We start from the raw sequence: 16,405 nt of genomic DNA on the forward strand, positions 1-16,405 counted from the left end.
ATCGATTAGTTTAAAGTTATCGGTGAGTTTTTCATCGATCCCTCTCTGCTGCAGAAGGAACCGCCAATGAGCGCATCCAAGCTTTATATCCTTGATACCAACGTGCTGTTGCACGACCCCAAGTGTCTTGTCGAATTTAAAGAGCAAGATATTGCCATTCCGATGACCGTGCTTGAAGAGCTCGACGACATCAAAGATCGGAAGAAGAACGTAGCGGCAGAAGCGCGTGCTGCGATTCGCGAAATTGATAAAATTCTGAGCAACGCCAAAGACCCTTCAGAGATTCTAGACGGTGTGCAGATTTTATTGGATGGTAAAGAGCGCGAGATCGTATTTGGTAAGCTCTCCATCTACCCTGATCATGAACTGGCTCATGACAAAGGGTTCTTGCCAGCAGACCACAATAAAGACAACCGAATCATTAACTGCGCCCTTCACTTACAGCGAGTGCTTCCTAAGCGCCAGGTGATTCTGGTCACTAAAGATTTGAATATGCGTCTTAAGGCGATGGGAGCTGGCTTAAAACGCGTTGAGGATTACCGTACCGACCAGCTCGTCTCGGACATCGATCTACTCCCTGCGGGCCATCTTCATTTAGAGACCCCTTTTTGGGAGGGGGTTGATTCCGTTGAAAGCTATCACGAAAACGAGCACACCTGTCACAGAGTAGACCGCGAGGTGCTGCCAGAGACCTACCCTAATGAATATATTTGGGACGACTCGCAGGATTTTGCCGCTAAAACCAGCCGTGTCGAAGGTGACAAGGTCATCCTTCAGGATCTGGGCTACCAAAACCTGATGCAGCAAAACTGCTGGGGCATTTCACCCATCAATATTCAACAAGCCTTTGCCATGGAAGCGATGCTGGATCCTAATATTGATCTAGCCGTTCTGCTTGGGTCCGCCGGTTCGGGTAAAACCTTGGTTGCCCTAGCCAGTGCTCTGGAGTTGGTTATTGAACAGCGTCGCTACAATAAAATTATTGTCACTCGCTCGACGCCACCGGTCGCTGAAGATATCGGCTTTTTACCAGGCACCGAAGAGGAGAAGATGACTCCATGGATGAGTGCGATTAACGATAACTTAGAAGCGATGCACGAACAGGACGAACGCCCGCAAAGCAGTGTTAAGTATGCGATTGAGAAGGCTAACATTCAGTTCAAGTCTCTCAACTTCATACGTGGGCGAAGCATTCAGAACGCCATTGTTTTGATTGATGAAGCCCAAAACCTAACGCCGCAACAGATGAAAACGATCCTGACTCGCTGTGGTAAAAACACCAAGATGGTCTGCCTAGGAAACTTGGCCCAGATTGATTCAAACTACCTAACAGCACTCACGTCGGGCTTAACTTACATTGTTGAACGCTTTAGAGACTATGAGGGCTCTGCCAGCGTTCACTTTGAGGGAATCTTCCGCTCTAAACTGGCCGAATACGCCGAAGAGCATCTCTAAACATCCCGTTTTAGGGTACCAGTGCTGTGACTCCATCTGGGGTCACGGCCACTCTTTGATGACCCTCGCGATTTAGCTGCAGAAGATCAAACGAGCTGATCTTAATCTCCACCACACAGAACCAGTTCTGTTCGACAAATTCCACCAGTGGATCAATTTCTGAACCCGGTGGTAACTTGGTCGTGTAGTCCGCAACCGTCGGCCCCTCTTTGACCCTATCCCAACGTTCATCAATGGCTTCCTTGTCACTCATTAACGTCGCTAACCCTTCAGCTCGTAACTGCTGTTTTAACTGTGGATTCCAGAAGCAGAGTGAGACATTTGGATTATGTTGCAGCTGCAAAATTTTTGGTGATCGGGAGTCACTATAGAAACGCAAAAGCCAGTTATTCGATTCGATCTCTCTTAAGACAACAGAGCGTGATTGCGGTCGACCAGCATCATCCACTGTAGAGAGAGTAAACACCCTCCAAGGGTGCCCTTTTTCCACCAGCGCATCTTCAACAAATCCCCACAATTCAAGGGGTTTTAGACTTTTTAAGTCGATCATTGGATACATCCATCTGAGACATTGGTCTATCTTGAAAAACCGTCCATTTCGCCGAAGTCCAGTAACTACGTGGCTTATAGTTATCTGTCATAGCTGTATAACAAAACAGTTAGGCGATAGAGACTAGAAACCATGATGCGGCGCAATATAATTGGCACCACTGAAATATGGGTGACACATTTATCTGTTACCCACCGCCTCACTTCCAAGGCCTATTTGCCAAAAGCTTATAGGAGATTGAGTCGTAAGGCACATTTGTTCAACACACAGATGGTAGTCGAGTTATGGATTCAGAAGTAGATGTATTGTTAGTTGGCGCAGGAGCGATGAGTACGACGCTTGCCGTTATGCTCCAGGAGCTGGACCCTAATCTGAAAATGATGATGGTCGAACGTCTCAACCACGTGGCTAGCGAAAGCACCGATGGTCTTAATAACGCGGGTACTGGGCACGCAGCCTATTGTGAGTTGAATTACACCCCTCGCCAGGCTGACGGCTCAATTAACTGCAGCAAAGCTTTCTCAATTAACGAATGTTTTGAGATCAGCTTGCAGTTTTGGTCATACCTTGTGAATAAAGGTGCGCTTCCTCATCCTAAGAAGTTCATCAACACAACGCCCCACTGCAGTTTTGTCTGGGGTGAAGATAACGTCGATTTCCTTCGTAAGCGCCACCAAGCACTTTCACAGCACCCTCTTTTTGAGGCGATGGAGTACAGCGAAGATCCTGAGCAAATTCGCGAGTGGATGCCTCTAGTGATGCAAAACCGCGAAGATAACCAGCCGATTGCTGCTACTCGCGTGCGATATGGATCGGACGTTAACTTTGGTGAACTTGCGCGCTTCATGGTCAATTTCCTTGAAGTTAGTGGCAACTTCGAACTCAAACTGTCGTCAACAGTCCAAGATCTTAAACAGGAAGAGGATGGCCGTTGGTGCGTCAAACTGAAACACTCTGCTAAGCCAGACACCTACAAAGTCCGTGCGAAGTTTGTCTTCCTCGGTGCCGGTGGTGGAGCTCTACCTCTGTTGCAAAAATCTGGCATCCCTGAAGGTGAAGGGTACGGCGGCTTCCCAGTTAGTGGTCAGTGGTTGATCTGTAAGAACAAAGAGGTCATCGAGCGTCACCAAGCCAAGGTATACGGCATGGCCCCCATTGGTGCGCCACCCATGTCAGTACCCCACTTGGATACCCGTGTTATCAATGGTGAAAAAGCACTGCTGTTCGGTCCTTTTGCAGGGTTCACTACTAAGTTCCTAAAAAATGGCTCGTTGATGGATCTGCCGATGTCATTGAGCCCAGACAACTTGATGCCAATGATGTCAGTTGCCCGCAACAACATGGATCTGACCAAATATCTAATCAGTGAAGTAATGCAGACGCACGGTTCACGTGTAGAGTCACTTCGCAACTTCTTCCCAGATGCTGAAGAGAACGATTGGGAACTCTCTTACGCCGGTCAGCGTGTCCAAATCATCAAACCGGGCAATGAAACCAAGGGTAAGCTAGAGTTCGGTACAGAGGTGATCTCTGCAGCTGATGGTTCGATAGCGGCACTATTGGGCGCATCACCGGGTGCATCAACGGCAACCAGCACGATGATCTCGATCATCGAAGAGTGCTTTGCTGAGCGCATGCAGAAGTCGAACTGGTCCGAGAAGCTAAAACAGATGATTCCATCCTACGGTGAATCATTGGCGACCAATAGCGATCTTCTTCGTACGGTGCGGGCTAAAACGCTTGAGACACTACAACTGGATGAGAAAAAGGCCTCTCAAGCGGCCTAACTCTTTCTATTTCTGGGACCCCACCGGATTGGTTTATTGGCGTTAAAGGACTACCATTGCGTCAATAAGGAGTCCGGTGTGGTTAAACATTTTTTTGAACATCTTCTCGTACTGACGGTTCGGTTCTATCAACTGTTCATCAGTCCTGTACTGGGTCCGCGCTGTCGATTCTACCCAACCTGCTCTAGCTATATGATCGAAGCGATTCAACTGTACGGCCCCCTCAAAGGCACACTGCTCGGTTTAAAACGCATTGGACGCTGCCATCCAGGGTCTGATGGTGGGATAGATCCGGTTCCAGGCAGTGAGCTTGAGAGCAGTTATCAACAAGAACTTGCCGAACAAAGCTGCGGCTGTTCACACCCTGAGAACAAGGAGCACTGATCGTGTTTTCTACTGCCAGCCTTACAGGCATTGCTCTGCTCTACATGGCTCTTCTGTTTGCATTAGCGATTTTTGTTGAGCGTAAGGTAAGGAAACAGTCTGGTCTTAGCTTCCAGGGACCCATCTACGCCCTCTCATTAGCGGTCTTTTTTACCTCTTGGACCTTCTATGGCAGCGTTGGATTCGCGCTCGAGAACGGACTCCAGTTCTTTGCCATCTATATCGGTGCCATTTTAGGTCTACTCTTTGGTGCCAAAGCGATCAAAAAAATGGTTCTGGCCAAAGAGAGTTTTCGTTTAACGTCCATTGCCGATTTCATATCAACGCGTTACAGACGCTCTCAGCGCATTGCCGCTCTGGTGACCATCATTGCGATTCTAGGGCTGCTGCCTTACATCGTTCTTCAGTTGCGTGCGATCAATAGTGCGTTTGATGTACTGACCAACGACTCAGCAACCCAAGGTAGCTGGTCGGCTGCCATCATCACACTGACGCTCGCGTTTATTACGATTCTTTTCGGTGCCCGAAAAATTGATCCGACTGAACGTCACCAGGGCATTATTGCCGTGTTAGCCGCCGAGTGTCTGGTAAAGTTGTTTGCCTTCATTGCCCTGGGTCTGTTTGTCACCTTTGGTCTGTTTGATGGGTTTGACGATCTCCTCAAGCAAGCGGAGCAGGCCAACTTACAGTCGGTTTACAGCTTTGGTGGATCGGACAGTTTCTTAACCTGGGTTGCCCTAATCATACTAGGCGCAGCCGCCATCCTGATGCTGCCAAGACAGTTTCATGTCACGGTCGTTGAAAATCCGGGTACGACACACATCAAGAGCGCCCTGACGCTCTTTCCTATCTACACGCTTGGCATCAACCTATTTGTTATTCCTATCGCACTGGCCGGGCTGTTGCTCGGGCTTCCAAAAAGCTCTGGTGATCAGTTCGTTCTATTGATACCTAAGCTCGCTAATAGTGAGGTGATGGCCCTGGTGGGTTACCTAGGCGGATTCGCCGCCGCCACGGGTATGGTCATCGTTACCCTAATTACCCTAGCGACGATGACATCAAACCACTTGGTGATTCCCATCTGGCGTCGTTTTAAACCGGATCTCAATTTAGGCGCCTCACTGCTCCATCTGCGCTGGATACTCATTCTAGGCATTGCGTTAATTGCCCATCTGTTTGCCAACCAACTCGATGCACCTTACTTGTTAGTTGCATTGGGTTTAATCTCGTTCGCGGCAGTTCTGCAGTTAGCACCCGCTGGGTTAATCGGTCTATTTTGGCGTAAAGGGAATAGTTTAGGCGCAGCACTGGGCTTATTGTCTGGCTTTATTCTCTGGGGCTTCACCTTAGTGCTACCGCCTATGGTTGGTGAGGGCTGGATCGATGCCAGTGTTATGACGAATGGACTGTTTGGCCACTCATGGCTGCGTCCTAATGCACTGTTTGGACTGGAATTTTTACCCCCACTCGCCCACGGCGTATTCTGGTCACTCTTGTTTAACATCACGCTGTATGTGGTTGGCAGTAAACTCTACAAGCCTCGTAAGGTTGAGAGAGCTCAGACAGAAGAGCTGTTTAACGCCACTAACGAGATGTTAACGGACCGATATCGCAATGCCCGCCCCACTGGGCTTGAAGCCTATATTGAGCGTGAGCCGAAAACCCAAGAGGCTGAGCTTCTTCTCAACCGTTTTCTAAGCAGTGATGCGGCGGATCAGGTACTTGGCAGCATTTTGACGGACCTCCAGCTAGGTGCTCGCACTCATTTCACCATTGTCGAATTGATGGAGTTTCATCGACTACTCGAGCAACGATTAGCCGGATCTATCGGTGCAGCAGGTGCACATTCAGCAATTGAAGAGTCTATTCGCTACTCTGACCGAGAATCCGCCGATCTGAAAGCGCTCTTCTCTCACATTGCTAGCGAATTAAAGCTGAGCAGCTCAGAAACCGAAAACAGCCCTCTGTTTGAGTCGCTGCAAGACAATAACGAACAGCTTAACAACGAGCTCGCTAAGCTAAAAAATGCGAACAAGGTATTAGAGGAGAAGGTTGATCGTCAGTACGAAGTGATTCATGGACATCGCTTGGAGATACAGAAGCTAACCCATGAAAACCAGACACTGAAAGCACGATTGGGGCTCTCAACTGATGAGAGTTAGTACCCGCAGGGTAAAGAATCAGAGGAGGCTTTAGGCCTCCTCTTTTTTAAGATGAACATCCATTTGCGGGTAAGGAATGGAGATTCCCTCAGCATCAAAACGCACTTTAATCTCTTCAGTCAGTGCCCAACGGACCTCCCAATAGTCTTCGGTTTTAACCCATGGGCGCACAATGAAATTAACGCTGCTATCGGCCAATTCTGATACCGCAATTTTAGGGGCAGGATCCTCCAAGACTCGACTATCGGCCGTCACAACCTCTGTTAAGATCTGTTTTGCTTTACGCAGATCATCGTCATAACTGATACCAAAGATCATATCGATACGACGTGTCGGTCTACGGTTGTAGTTCGTGATGATCCCTGAATAGATCGAACCATTTGGCACAATCACTTCGCGGTTATCTCCGGTACGCATCACCGTATTAAAAATCGTGATCTCTTCAGCTACGCCGGATATGCCAGCCACTTCGACAAAGTCACCCTCTTTGAATGGGCGGAAGAAGATCAGCAAGACACCCGCAGCAAAGTTTTTCAACGAGTCCTGCAGTGCCAGACCGATTGCCAAACCTGCGGCACCGACCAGAGCGATCAATGAGGTGGTATCAACACCCAATTGACCCAGCGCGGCAACGATAACCAGCAGCGTCAACAGAATGCTGATGACGGAGCGGACAAAGTTGACCAGCATATTGTCCATTGATGAACGGTGCAGCCCTCTCTCAAGCAGTCGGGTTGCAAATTTGACCAACCAACGACCCACCACAAAGATGGCCAAAGCCGTGGCGATATTGATAGACCAAGGGACTAAGTAGGTATCCATAAGAGATTGCAAATCAGGCATAGTTAATCGTCCAAAAGGCTAAATTTAAGCTGCGGGTAAGGTTGATAGTGATAAATTCACCCCCATATCTACACTATAACCTAGGTAAAGCAGTTTCCCATCTATGCGTTCATTTTTTTCTCTATTTGCTCTTCTTATGTCAAGCCCACTCTATGCGGCTGATTACCATATCGCCGATGATGTTCAACTCTTCATGCACAGCGGTCCCTCTTACGAATACCGCATCGTCTCTAGAGTTCGCAGTGGCGATCCCGTTACTCTGTTAGAGCGCGGCAAAGATTACACCAAGATTAAACTGGCCGATGGCAAAGAGGGTTATGTTCTCACTCGCTACCTAGCTGAGGGGCAAAGTAAATTGACAGCTCTACAAACTGAGCTACCGGATCTAAAGCAGCAGGTCGCGTCGCTTAGTGAAGATTTGGCAAAGAGAAACGATCAAATTACCCAACTCGAAACAGAGTTGGCAAGCTACCGCGATGAAGCGACTGACTCGACCACAGAGCTTGTCATCAAAGATAAACGGATTCGCGAACTTGAGTTTCAAGTCGCTAATATGGATCAATCAAACCTAATGCGCTGGTTAACCCATGGCGGACTGATCGCCTTAGCAGGTTTGGTCGTTGGATTGATCCTTCCCCACCTTCCTCGTCGTAAGAAGAGACAGGATGAGTGGTTTTAATTAACAAAAACAGAGAGAAGTGATTATGGAAATGGTTATTCTAGGCGCTCTGTGTATTGCTGCAGCACTGTACATCATCAGCACAAATATTCAGTCTAAAAAGCCTGTTCTGCAGCCGATTCGTATCGAAGAGCGCAGCCAGAAAAAGCGTCGCCGCTAAGCTAAGTCTTCATCGGTAATGGGACGTGGCGTAAAGTCTGCGATCCCATTTTCAATGGTCCATGCACGACGCCCCTGCTCGACACGAATAACACCTTTGAATCGTGCTTGAAGGTAAGGTACGACCTCTTCAAGGGTGTCGATATCACACAAAATCACACCACCACGATCATCTTCAGTCGAAAATAGAAACGATTGCACCGTACACCTCTAATAAACAGTCACGCCAGTCTAACAACTTACTTCTACCACTTTAAGTAGGCGAAGCGATCTTTTATCTCTTGTTTGGCCAATTGATACTCTGGAAAGAAGCGGCTGACCAGGGCCCAAAAGCGTGGACTGTGGTTCATCTCTTTCAAATGACAGAGTTCGTGAATGATTACATAGTCCTGCAGAGTGTGTGAAAGGTGTATCAATCGCCAGTTAAGCGAGATCTCACCGCGACTCGAACACTGCCCCCATTTACTCGTATAGCTACCGATATTGACGGATGAGGGCTTTAAACCAGTAAAGCCCACTAACTGCTCTGTACGTGCAATCAACTGTTGTTGGGCAGCACCCTTTAGCGAAGCTTGAAGCTGGCGTCTGATCGACTGGTCTGTTGAGCGCGCATTGACTTTAACCCTGACGCAACGGCCAGTGTGACAAACCCTTTGCTCTTCGGGTGTTAATTGAGAGACCTTCTCAAGTTGGTAGTTGATGCCATTAACGACCAGAGTATCTGAATGCAGATCAATGGAGTGCTTACTCAATGCTTTCTGCTGTTGTACTAGCCTAGGCGTGACCCAGGCCTGTTTGCTCAGAACCCATTGGTGAATATCAGCCTCACTAATGAATAGTGGTGCTTTGACAACGACTCTACCCCTATCGATTTGAATCGACAGAGTTCGACGTCTACTGGATCGCTCTAGGGTATATTCGAACTCAATCAATCTGTGCCATCTTAACTATGCGGGTGTTAGGACAGACTACCGCTTGTACTATAAGAGTCAATAATGACATCGGCCAATTCATTGGCACTCTTCCAAGCTCCTGCCAAACCGGGCTCATTAATCCAGTCTCCACAGGCGCCAATCGAAAGTTCAGCATCCCACAAAGGTTCCGTTAATTGAGCACTCTGCAGAGTTCGACTGTAGAGCCAACGGTGAATTTTTGAGGCGCTAGGCTCTATCGATTCACCCAGCCAATCAGACAATAAGCCCTCTATTTTTTTCAGCAGAGCCCCCCGATCATCATCAATGTGTGATTCGCTCCAAGATTCACGCATTTCAACTCGAACCAACAGCCCCTCTCGGCCAGGTTTGTCACTCTCGACCACGATACGGTAGAACTCTGGATGCTCTCCCTCAATCACAGAGACTCCGTCTAAGCGCGATGGTCGCGTCTCTAACTGAAACAGTGCAATCCAATTGGCTGAGGTTGCTGCTTGCTCAGCGCGATGAGCAAAGCGTGGTGAGGTTTCAAGAAGTGGCACCGCCTGTGGCGCGGGCGCGGCAACAACTACCGCATCAAAATAGTCGATCAGTTCACCTTGATCATCTCGAATCAGTACACCCTGCTTATCGCTCCACACGACACCTATACGGGTTTCAGTGTGTAGAGTAGTACCTTTGAGAAGTTCACGAGTAAACAGACTGTTACGACCCGCGCCGATCTTGTACTCAACGGACTCATGTTGTGTGAGGCTAAAATCCGAGCGCGTGGTACTCCAGGTCTCAATCACACCGGTGTCGACATAGGCATTTAAGAAACGCTCAAACTCGCTGGAACAGCCATCTAGATAGGGAGCACCTAGATCAGCAGAGAGTTGACCCACGCGAGAAGAGGCTAAACGCCCACCCGTTCCTCGTGATTTCTCAAACAGATCAACAGTAAAACCTGAAGTGGTCAGTCTATTGGCGAGTGTAGCACCGGCTAAACCAGCGCCGATAATAGCTATCCTTGGCATATTGATCCTATGAATTGGGCTCTACCGCAATGGCCTTTTCAACGGTATTAATGAAGCCTCTGTTTTCGGGCGATGTGACACTTGAGTAGACATCAATGACTTTACCATCACGGCCAATCAGGTACTTGTAGAAATTCCATTTCGGGGCGGTTCCTGTCGCAGCAATCAAATCCGCCCATAGAGGGCTCGCTTGATCCCCACGAACCACTGACTTCTCAAACATCGGGAACTTAACACCGTAAGTTAAACGACAAAACTCTCTGATCTGCCCCTCCTCACGATACTCCTGATTGGCGAAATCACCGCTAGGGAAACCTAACACTGCAAAGCCTTGGTCTTTGTACTTAGCATGCATCGCTTCAAGACCTTCATACTGCCCGGTAAAACCACACTTACTGGCTGTATTGACGATCAAGACCACTTTGTCTTTGTACTCTTCGCAGAGGTTGACCTCTTTTTCACCGGCTAGCTCACGAACGGTATGATTCAGCACGTTAGTGCAAGTATCAGCTGAGGCTGTTTTAAAGCCAAAAACGGCTGCCAGTAGGGTTAATATTTTCATAAGCTTCATTGTGCGCCTCGGTGTTGATTTTTACTTCAATATTTACGCTCAGATAGAGGTTTCGGATGACCGATACAGAGGATGACAGGTTGAAACCTGTTAAGTACACGGATGTGCTGTATGCGGTAATTGCAGGAGCAAATTACTGTCACCGGTGCTTTGAACTATCTACGGAGTAACCGTGACTGGCTTCAGCCTGTCATCGGCTCTTAGTCATCGGTGATTTACCCTACAACCTGCCCTTGTAGTTTGTTAGCATAGTCGCCTACATTCACGGAGCACTGCGATTCACTAATGGTCTGCATCTCCAATATAAGGAGAGAAAGATGCAAATCGCTGACAAAACTGTTGTCTCTATTCACTACACTCTTACCAATGCTCTGGGCGAGACGATTGATAGCTCTGTAGGACAGGATCCTCTTGTCTACCTACAAGGTGCTCAAAACATCATTCCCGGTCTAGAAAACGCCCTAACTGGTAAAGCGGTTGGTGATGCACTTCAGGTTACCGTTGAACCGGCTGAAGGCTATGGCGAGATTCGTGATGAATTGATCCAAGAAGTTGATCGCAGCGCGTTCCAAGGCGTTGATGATATCGATGTTGGCATGCAGTTTATGGCTCAAACACCTTGGGGGGAGCAGCCTGTAACCGTTGTTAAAGTTGAAGGCGACCAGATCACTCTTGATGGCAACCACCAGCTTGCTGGTGAAACGCTCAACTTTGATGTTGAAGTGGTTGAAGTACGTGAAGCAACCGCTGAAGAAGTTGAGCACGGTCATGTTCATGGAGCTGGCGGTCACCACCACTAATCCACCATCGATCTAACATTAAAAAAGCCGAGTTAAGTAACTCGGCTTTTTTGTGATTGTTGCAAGGGAACCTGCGAACAAGTCCATAGTATCTCAGCGAGACCTGAAATGTGCAGATACAAGGCGCTTCTCGCCGCTAATGGCCGTAGCCCTTAGCAAGAGGAGCAACGCCGTAGATGCATATTGCAGGCCACGCCCTTGGGGGCTTACAGTCAAATCCACCCTCTGTGTTGCGCTTTCTTGACTTAGCCCGCTAGGCCTTCGAAACCACGCCTTGATGATGAATTCGACTGTAAGCCTGAGATGCCATGGACTTATTCGCAGGTTCCCTAGAGCAACGGGATCAATCGCTTATTTGCGATCATCCGAAGTGGCTTCGATACGGTGAATACTTAGATCCGCACCACGGAACTCGTCCTCTTCATCCAGACGGATGCCCGCTACTGCATTCACAATACCGTAAACCAGGAAGCCACCGATCAAGGCCACTGCGATACCTGCAAGAGTACCCACAACCTGAGCACCTAGGCTTACGCCACCAAGACCGCCTAGTGCTTGGCTACCGAAGATACCTGCTGCAATACCACCCCAGGCGCCACATAGACCGTGTAGAGGCCATACACCCAGTACGTCATCGATCTTCCACTTATTCTGAGCCAGTGTGAACAGCCAAACAAATAGTGCACCGGCAATACCACCTACAAACAGCGAGCCAATTGGGTGTAGAACGTCAGAACCAGCACAGATCGCAACAAGACCCGCAAGCGGACCGTTGTGAATGAAGCCTGGGTCGTTCTTACCAAGAAGGGTCGCAACGATGATGCCGCCGACCATTGCCATCAAGCTGTTGACTGCAACCAGACCAGAGATACCGTCCAGTGTTTGAGCCGACATCACGTTGAAGCCGAACCAACCGATACATAGGATCCATGCACCTAGAGCGAGGAATGGAATGTTTGATGGTGGGAACGCCACAACACGATCGTTACGGTAACGACCTTTACGTGAACCTAGAACCAAAACAGCCGCTAGGCCGATCCAACCACCGACACCGTGGACTACGACAGAACCAGCGAAGTCGTGGAAGCCTGCACCAAAGGTCTCTTCAAGCCAGCCCTGGAAACCGAAGTTACCGTTCCAGATGATGCCCTCGAAGAACGGGTAGACTAGACCCACACAGAGTGCAGCTGCGATAAGCATTGGGTAGAAGCGAGCACGCTCAGCCACACCACCCGAGATAATTGCAGGAATCGCTGCCGCAAAGGTCATTAGGAAGAAGAATTTCACCAACTCATAGCCGTTACCTTCCGCTAAAGTGGCTGCATCGGCAAAGAAGGTGACGTCGTAGGCAATCCAGTAGCCAACAAAGAAGTAGACCACTGCAGAGAAACCGAAGTCGGTCATGATCTTAACCAGTGCGTTGACCTGGTTTTTATGACGGACAGTACCTACCTCAAGGAATGCGAAGCCAGCATGCATCGCGAATACCATGATGGCACCCATCAAAATGAATAGTGTATTGGAACTTTGTACCAGTGTTTCAACGGCACTGTTGATCGTTTCCACCCTTAATCTCCTCAAATTGCTTAGAAATGCACATATAGGGTGCAGCTCTATATTTCATGCACACTTTTGGTGCATTTAATGACTATGCGATGAGTTTTAGACGGCTTAATAAAAAAAGATAAAATGTTTTTTCTATCTACTTTCAATAACTTAAAAACTAATCACTCACTTTCAGCAAACTCCGTGCTGCAAGACTGTGCATTAGTTAGCAAGTAGCGTACCAACTTTGGGCATTAAACGAATTTTATGCCTTATGGCGGATCTCAAAGCTGAAGTGAATCTTCGAGTTACGTTTGAAATCAGGATCAATCGTACGATGAGATGTATCCACAATCTCAAAAGCGTCGAGCTGCTCGTAGTCCAACTTAAAACGACGATAGTTATTTGAAAAGATCAGAAGACCACCGGGTTCAAGCAACGCCATTGCCCCTTTAATCAGCATGACGTGATCACGCTGCACATCTAGGATGTCAGTCATTCTCTTAGAGTTAGAGAAGGTCGGTGGATCCATAAAGATGAGATCGAAGGTCTCTGAACGAGGGCGATCAAGCCACTGGATACAGTCCGCTTGAACGAAATCAGCACGTTTAGCATCCAGTTTGTTCAGTTCAAAATTGCGTCGGGCCCAATCGAGGTAGGTTGCCGACATATCGACACTGGTCGTGCTGATCGCACCACCGGCAGCCGCATGGACACTGGCGGTAGCGGTGTAACAGAAAAGATTTAGGAAACGTTTACCCTTAGCGAGAGACTGAATCTGTTGCCTAACAGGACGATGGTCTAGGAAAAGACCTGTATCTAGGTAATCTCTTAGGTTGACCTCGAACAGACAGCCATACTCTTGTACCGTCAGCGTCTCACCCTGTTCAGTTTGTCGTTGATACTGATCGCTGCCCTGCTGACGCTTGCGTTGTTTCAATACAATCGAGTCTGTGCCCAAAGCAAACACTCTTCCTACAACGGCCATCACATCTTGAAGTCGCTTAAAGGCCTTTACAGGATCGACTTTCGCAGGCGGCGCATACTCCTGAACCACAATCTGATCAGCGTATTGATCGATAGCGACCGCGTACTCTGGCAAATCAGCGTCATAGACTCGGTATGCCTCAACTGACTCACGTTTCACCCACTTAGAGAGCTGTTTAAGATTTTTCTTAAGTCGGTTCTCTAACATCAGCGCCCCTTCAGATAGAGATGCACTATCTTGGTGCACAACATCCAAATTGGAATCTGCACTGTTTTGCGGCACACCCTCTTGTGGGTAGACAGTAAAAAGCAGTAATTGACTGGGCAGTGCGCCATTAAAGAGCTTGTAGAGCTTGTCTGCACGCAGCCCCATCACCTTGCCAAGCTCAGGGTTTGAAGTGAACACACCCACACGCCAGTGATGCGCTTGGGCTTTTAAGAAATCACCCAGCTGGCTATACAAAAATCTTAGGCTTGAACGATCACCCAATCGTTCGCCATATGGAGGGTTAGTAATTAACAACCCTTTATCTTCTGGCGTTGGAAGTGACAAGCTGGCCAGATCACAACGTTCAAAATGGACGAGTGACTCGACACCTAAGGCTTGAGCGTTGTTGTTTGCACGCTGCAGAACGCTCGAATCAGCATCAAAACCACTTAATCGAGGGTAACCCTCTCTGTTTAGCCCTGCTTCACGGCGCTGTTTTGCATCTTGGTAGATCTCTTGCCAGATAGACGGCTGGTGTTGGCACCAACGATCAAAGCCCCAGCGACGACGTAACAGACCCGGCGCAATATCAGCCATCATCAATGCCGCTTCAGTGATTAAGGTTCCAGAACCACACATAGGATCAAATAGCTGTTTAAAGTCACCTTGATTGGGCCAACCCGCACGCATCAATAACGCTACTGCAAGGTTCTCTTTAAGCGGCGCAGCGCCGGTTTGAAGTCGGTATCCACGGCGGTGCAGACTCTCACCCGATAGATCAATTGCTACCTGAGCTGTCGTTCTGCGCAGATGAACGTTGATGCGCAGATCAGGGTACTGTTTGGCAACAGAGGGACGACTGCCGGTCTCTTCACGAACGGAGTCAACAATCGCATCTTTCACTTTAAGAGCGCCAAAGTGGGTGTTATTAATCGACTCATTACGGCCGTTAAAATCAACGGCTAGAGTCCCCTCAGCCCGGATGTGCTCCAGCCAATTAATCGACTTAATGTCGTTATAGAGAGCTTCTGTCGAGGTCGCATCAGCCTCTTTCAAGAGCAGCAGTACTCGGTTTGCAAGACGTGACCACAAACAGATCGTGTAGGCTGTGGCGAGATCACCCTCTACCTGAACCCCTGCTTGAGTCTCTTTTAACCCCTCTATACCGATCGACTTCAACTCGGCTAGCAGTAGAGACTCAACGCCCTTAGGGCAGGTAACGAATAGTTTCATTTCAACACTCAATTTGGTTAACGCCGAATGAAATGAAAAATTTTCATCCGCTATATTGTCCCTATTTTAAAGCATTACGCTTCATCTGTAAGTTACTGATTCAGCCGACTTTGCTGCTGAAGCGAAAAGGTTAAATCTATTAGAAGGGGAATTTAAATTGAGCAATACAATTACTTTAAATTGCCAATCTGGTCTATTACTAAACTGTGACTACCAATTGTTGTCGCCAAAACATCACTGCGAAAGCAGATACTCACTCAATACGAGGCGTATATATGAAAAGACAAAAACGAGAACGTAGCAATTCACTATACAAACGCGGTTTTACTGCCGGACTGGAGGGTAAATCACAGTCAGATTGTCCGGTATCTACGACAGACTTACGCAGCCACTGGATGACAGGATGGCGCGAAGGGCGAGAAGCCCACTGGAATGGCCAATCAGGTGTTTCAGCGATACAGGTCAATCCAAGTTATCACTAACAACATTTAATCAAGTAAGGCTCCTAATGATACCCATAGGAGCCTTTTTCGTTTTAAGATCCTCACTTCACAGTTAAACACCAATGTTAAGCAGAACGAATGGAACAGATTTACTTCGCTGGAGGCTGCCTATGGGGTGTCCAAGAGTTCATGAGGCATATTCCTGGCGTCATTAGCACGCAAGCAGGCCGAGCCAATGGCACGTCTAATAGGACAGACGCTGAGTACGATGGCTATGCGGAGTGTGTACATATCGACTTCGATCCTGAACAGATAGCGCTAGGCGAGCTGATCGAGTGCTTGTTTGAAATAATCGATCCCTACAGCATCAACCAACAAGGCCAAGATATTGGTCCCAAATACAGAACGGGGATCTACAGTCGAGAGCGCGAACACTTGGACGAGGCACACCGAATACTCAAAAGCCGCGAGGATTATAAACAGCTGACTATTGAGGTACTCCCCCTATCCAACTATGTCAAAAGTGATGACGAGCACCAGGACCGACTGACACGTCATCCCGAGGATCATAGTTTATGCCACATCCCGCTAACACTGCTCTATAAATACAAAAAAGCCGCTAATCGATAGCGGCTATTCAGTGTCAAAGCG

The 16,405-nt window shown here is 48.2% G+C and carries 17 protein-coding genes; 9 read left to right on the top strand and 8 right to left on the bottom strand.

What is annotated here, in order from left to right; genetic code table 11:
* The first annotated feature begins 66 nt into the window (after window positions 1-66).
* A complete protein-coding gene (locus XMD530_RS00280; protein WP_173480596.1) occupies window positions 67-1,455 on the top strand; it encodes a PhoH family protein in 1,389 nt (462 codons plus the stop codon).
* Window positions 1,456-1,465: 10 nt separating this feature from the next.
* Here XMD530_RS00280 and XMD530_RS00285 read toward each other — a convergent pair whose 3' ends face one another.
* The gene (locus XMD530_RS00285; RefSeq protein ID WP_173480595.1) at window positions 1,466-2,005 is read right to left on the bottom strand and encodes a pyridoxamine 5'-phosphate oxidase family protein; all 540 of its coding nucleotides are present in this window, start codon (window positions 2,003-2,005) and stop codon (window positions 1,466-1,468) included.
* 284 nt (window positions 2,006-2,289) lie between these two features.
* On the opposite strand from XMD530_RS00285, the gene mqo reads away from it, so the two are divergent.
* The 3 genes from mqo to XMD530_RS00300 all read left to right on the top strand — a co-directional run bounded on the left by mqo (window position 2,290) and on the right by XMD530_RS00300 (window position 6,338).
* Entirely contained in the window at window positions 2,290-3,792 is a 1,503-nt protein-coding gene (gene mqo / locus XMD530_RS00290; RefSeq protein ID WP_173480594.1) for a malate dehydrogenase (quinone), read from the top strand.
* A gap of 78 nt (window positions 3,793-3,870) precedes the next feature.
* The gene (gene yidD, locus XMD530_RS00295) at window positions 3,871-4,176 is read left to right on the top strand and encodes a membrane protein insertion efficiency factor YidD (protein WP_371731412.1); all 306 of its coding nucleotides are present in this window, start codon (window positions 3,871-3,873) and stop codon (window positions 4,174-4,176) included.
* Between the two features lie 2 nt (window positions 4,177-4,178).
* Window positions 4,179-6,338 (top strand): hypothetical protein, encoded by a 2,160-nt coding sequence (locus tag XMD530_RS00300; protein WP_371731497.1) that lies wholly within the window; start codon window positions 4,179-4,181, stop codon window positions 6,336-6,338.
* A 30-nt stretch (window positions 6,339-6,368) separates the two neighbouring features.
* On the opposite strand, the gene XMD530_RS00305 is transcribed toward XMD530_RS00300, so the two are convergent.
* Window positions 6,369-7,181, bottom strand: coding sequence for a mechanosensitive ion channel family protein (locus XMD530_RS00305; protein WP_173506522.1), 813 nt, complete (start codon window positions 7,179-7,181; stop codon window positions 6,369-6,371).
* 103 nt (window positions 7,182-7,284) lie between these two features.
* Between XMD530_RS00305 and XMD530_RS00310 the strand changes: the two genes are divergently transcribed.
* Together XMD530_RS00310 and XMD530_RS11390 are read left to right on the top strand one after the other, a co-directional pair.
* Window positions 7,285-7,860: a TIGR04211 family SH3 domain-containing protein gene (locus XMD530_RS00310; RefSeq protein WP_173498170.1), complete on the top strand. Its 576-nt coding sequence runs from the start codon at window positions 7,285-7,287 to the stop codon at window positions 7,858-7,860.
* Between the two features lie 25 nt (window positions 7,861-7,885).
* Window positions 7,886-8,020, top strand: coding sequence for a hypothetical protein (locus XMD530_RS11390; RefSeq protein ID WP_256368146.1), 135 nt, complete (start codon window positions 7,886-7,888; stop codon window positions 8,018-8,020).
* Here the strand turns inward: XMD530_RS11390 and XMD530_RS00315 are convergent.
* Genes XMD530_RS00315 through XMD530_RS00330 form a run of 4 tightly spaced genes read right to left on the bottom strand, consistent with a single transcriptional unit; the run spans window position 8,017 to window position 10,538 of the window.
* Window positions 8,017-8,220 (bottom strand): hypothetical protein, encoded by a 204-nt coding sequence (locus XMD530_RS00315; RefSeq protein ID WP_173480590.1) that lies wholly within the window; start codon window positions 8,218-8,220, stop codon window positions 8,017-8,019. The two genes, XMD530_RS11390 and XMD530_RS00315, sit on opposite strands and share 4 nt — an antisense overlap.
* A 44-nt stretch (window positions 8,221-8,264) precedes the next feature.
* A complete protein-coding gene (locus tag XMD530_RS00320; RefSeq protein WP_173506523.1) occupies window positions 8,265-8,951 on the bottom strand; it encodes a M48 family metallopeptidase in 687 nt (228 codons plus the stop codon).
* Between the two features lie 26 nt (window positions 8,952-8,977).
* Window positions 8,978-9,967, bottom strand: coding sequence for an NAD(P)/FAD-dependent oxidoreductase (locus XMD530_RS00325; protein WP_173480588.1), 990 nt, complete (start codon window positions 9,965-9,967; stop codon window positions 8,978-8,980).
* Window positions 9,968-9,974: 7 nt separating this feature from the next.
* Window positions 9,975-10,538: a glutathione peroxidase gene (locus XMD530_RS00330; protein WP_173480587.1), complete on the bottom strand. Its 564-nt coding sequence runs from the start codon at window positions 10,536-10,538 to the stop codon at window positions 9,975-9,977.
* A 317-nt stretch (window positions 10,539-10,855) separates the two neighbouring features.
* On the opposite strand from XMD530_RS00330, the gene XMD530_RS00335 reads away from it, so the two are divergent.
* Complete coding sequence (locus XMD530_RS00335) at window positions 10,856-11,338, top strand: peptidylprolyl isomerase (protein WP_173480586.1); 483 nt, start codon at window positions 10,856-10,858, stop codon at window positions 11,336-11,338.
* A gap of 351 nt (window positions 11,339-11,689) precedes the next feature.
* On the opposite strand, the gene XMD530_RS00340 is transcribed toward XMD530_RS00335, so the two are convergent.
* A complete protein-coding gene (locus tag XMD530_RS00340) occupies window positions 11,690-12,904 on the bottom strand; it encodes an ammonium transporter (protein ID WP_173505656.1) in 1,215 nt (404 codons plus the stop codon).
* Window positions 12,905-13,148: 244 nt separating this feature from the next.
* Window positions 13,149-15,311: a bifunctional 23S rRNA (guanine(2069)-N(7))-methyltransferase RlmK/23S rRNA (guanine(2445)-N(2))-methyltransferase RlmL gene (gene rlmKL, locus XMD530_RS00345; RefSeq protein ID WP_173506524.1), complete on the bottom strand. Its 2,163-nt coding sequence runs from the start codon at window positions 15,309-15,311 to the stop codon at window positions 13,149-13,151.
* A 275-nt stretch (window positions 15,312-15,586) separates the two neighbouring features.
* On the opposite strand from rlmKL, the gene rmf reads away from it, so the two are divergent.
* A complete protein-coding gene (gene rmf, locus XMD530_RS00350) occupies window positions 15,587-15,793 on the top strand; it encodes a ribosome modulation factor (protein ID WP_173480583.1) in 207 nt (68 codons plus the stop codon).
* A gap of 99 nt (window positions 15,794-15,892) precedes the next feature.
* Window positions 15,893-16,384, top strand: coding sequence for a peptide-methionine (S)-S-oxide reductase (locus XMD530_RS00355; RefSeq protein WP_173506525.1), 492 nt, complete (start codon window positions 15,893-15,895; stop codon window positions 16,382-16,384).
* Window positions 16,385-16,405 lie beyond the last annotated feature (21 nt).

Origin of the sequence: Marinobacterium sp. xm-d-530 (assembly GCF_013283365.1) — a bacterium.
Lineage (GTDB): Bacteria > Pseudomonadota > Gammaproteobacteria > Pseudomonadales > Balneatricaceae > Marinobacterium_E.

Excerpts from the sequence above, each read along its gene's own strand:
- XMD530_RS00280 (WP_173480596.1), top strand. The coding sequence starts at position 67 with ATGAGCGCATCCAAGCTTTATATCCTTGATACCAACGTGCTGTTGCAC.
- XMD530_RS00285 (WP_173480595.1), bottom strand. The coding sequence starts at position 2,005 with ATGATCGACTTAAAAAGTCTAAAACCCCTTGAATTGTGGGGATTTGTT.
- mqo (WP_173480594.1), top strand. The coding sequence starts at position 2,290 with ATGGATTCAGAAGTAGATGTATTGTTAGTTGGCGCAGGAGCGATGAGT.
- XMD530_RS00305 (WP_173506522.1), bottom strand. The coding sequence starts at position 7,181 with ATGCCTGATTTGCAATCTCTTATGGATACCTACTTAGTCCCTTGGTCT.
- XMD530_RS00310 (WP_173498170.1), top strand. The coding sequence starts at position 7,285 with ATGCGTTCATTTTTTTCTCTATTTGCTCTTCTTATGTCAAGCCCACTC.
- XMD530_RS11390 (WP_256368146.1), top strand. The coding sequence starts at position 7,886 with ATGGAAATGGTTATTCTAGGCGCTCTGTGTATTGCTGCAGCACTGTAC.
- XMD530_RS00325 (WP_173480588.1), bottom strand. The coding sequence starts at position 9,967 with ATGCCAAGGATAGCTATTATCGGCGCTGGTTTAGCCGGTGCTACACTC.
- XMD530_RS00330 (WP_173480587.1), bottom strand. The coding sequence starts at position 10,538 with ATGAAGCTTATGAAAATATTAACCCTACTGGCAGCCGTTTTTGGCTTT.
- XMD530_RS00335 (WP_173480586.1), top strand. The coding sequence starts at position 10,856 with ATGCAAATCGCTGACAAAACTGTTGTCTCTATTCACTACACTCTTACC.
- rlmKL (WP_173506524.1), bottom strand. The coding sequence starts at position 15,311 with ATGAAACTATTCGTTACCTGCCCTAAGGGCGTTGAGTCTCTACTGCTA.
- rmf (WP_173480583.1), top strand. The coding sequence starts at position 15,587 with ATGAAAAGACAAAAACGAGAACGTAGCAATTCACTATACAAACGCGGT.
- XMD530_RS00355 (WP_173506525.1), top strand. The coding sequence starts at position 15,893 with ATGGAACAGATTTACTTCGCTGGAGGCTGCCTATGGGGTGTCCAAGAG.